Source organism: Staphylococcus sp. EG-SA-2, from assembly GCF_017152085.1.
On record NZ_JACYHC010000836.1, the window covers coordinates 1 to 1,168 of the forward strand.

The following is a 1,168-nucleotide window of genomic DNA, read 5'->3' on the forward strand; positions in this document are numbered from 1 at the left end:
AAAATTCACCTTCTTTTAACTTTTTAAAGGCTTCGCCTTGTATATTAGTCCCAGTCATCCCAAGAGTTACTTTGCCTGTATCTTTATTTAAAAAAGCAGAAGTTGTTACTCCATTAAGAGAATCAGTGTAACTATCAACATATTCAAGATTAGAAGGGAATTTTTTTTTGGCTTTCAAATATTCTATTTGTCTTGTTATATCTTCACTATCAGCTCCATATAAATTCGCATTTTCAACTTCGTAGCTGATTTTAGAAATAGCTGTAGTTTCCTCTGTATTATTTTTAATAATCCCTGGATCTATTTTGTATTTATCTTTCATCTTCATCCACCTTCGCTGGCTGGTAATCCAAAGAATCTATTACTGATAAATGGCTATTTTCACGTTTCGAAAAATCAATTTCTAACTTCCTATCTCCAACGGAACTTCCTTTCAAATTACCATCAATATGCATTTTTAATACCGGTGATTTATCAGTAGGAATATTATAACGACTTCTTAATTGCTTAACATTTTCATCTTTATTACTCATTTTATATTTCACGTCATAACTTGGAACATTCTCATTAATTGAGACATCACCATTGCTGTAGTTTTTCAATTCTTTAAGATTTGCATATTGTCCGAAAAATTTAAAGTTTTCTATTCTCTTTTTTAGATTTGGATCTTCTACCTTGTCTAATAAGATAATTTTATTATTTTTCATTTCAACTTTATAATTTTTTCTATCAGGTAATTTATCCTTGCGATAAAACGTCCTGACAAAGTAGTACCCCTTAGCTGTGCGTGTGTTTCTATCTAAGTACAAGACCATGCCTTCATTACTTAGTTCACCCGGTTTATTACTTTTGGCGAAATCTGTATATATCGTCCACATCCCTTTGTCACCTTTTTCAAATTCGCCATCTCGATAGCCTTCTTTGTCATATAGTTCCTCGAGATTCTTAATTGGATACATATCTAACGTTTTCGCAAAACTCTTTTTGATTTTTTCTTCTTTTGAATCTGTTTTATTTGTATTTGCTTCTTTTTTCTGTTCTTCTTTCATATTTCCACATCCCCCAATAAAAATGATTAAAAGTAATACACTCATGTACAAAGCAATTTTTTTTATATACTCCATCATTTCACATCTCTCTGCTTTAATTTTATAAACATTTGAATATT

The 1,168-nt window shown here is 30.3% G+C and carries 1 protein-coding gene and 1 pseudogene; both read right to left on the reverse strand.

What is annotated here, in order from left to right:
• Positions 1 to 322 (reverse strand): annotated as a pseudogene (locus IDG60_RS15025) (hypothetical protein); the annotation flags it as partial.
• Entirely contained in the window at positions 312 to 1,127 is an 816-nt protein-coding gene (locus tag IDG60_RS15030) for a tandem-type lipoprotein (protein WP_001557597.1), read from the reverse strand. The gene IDG60_RS15030 and the pseudogene IDG60_RS15025, both read right to left, overlap by 11 nt.
• Between the last annotated feature and the right edge of the window lie 41 nt (positions 1,128 to 1,168).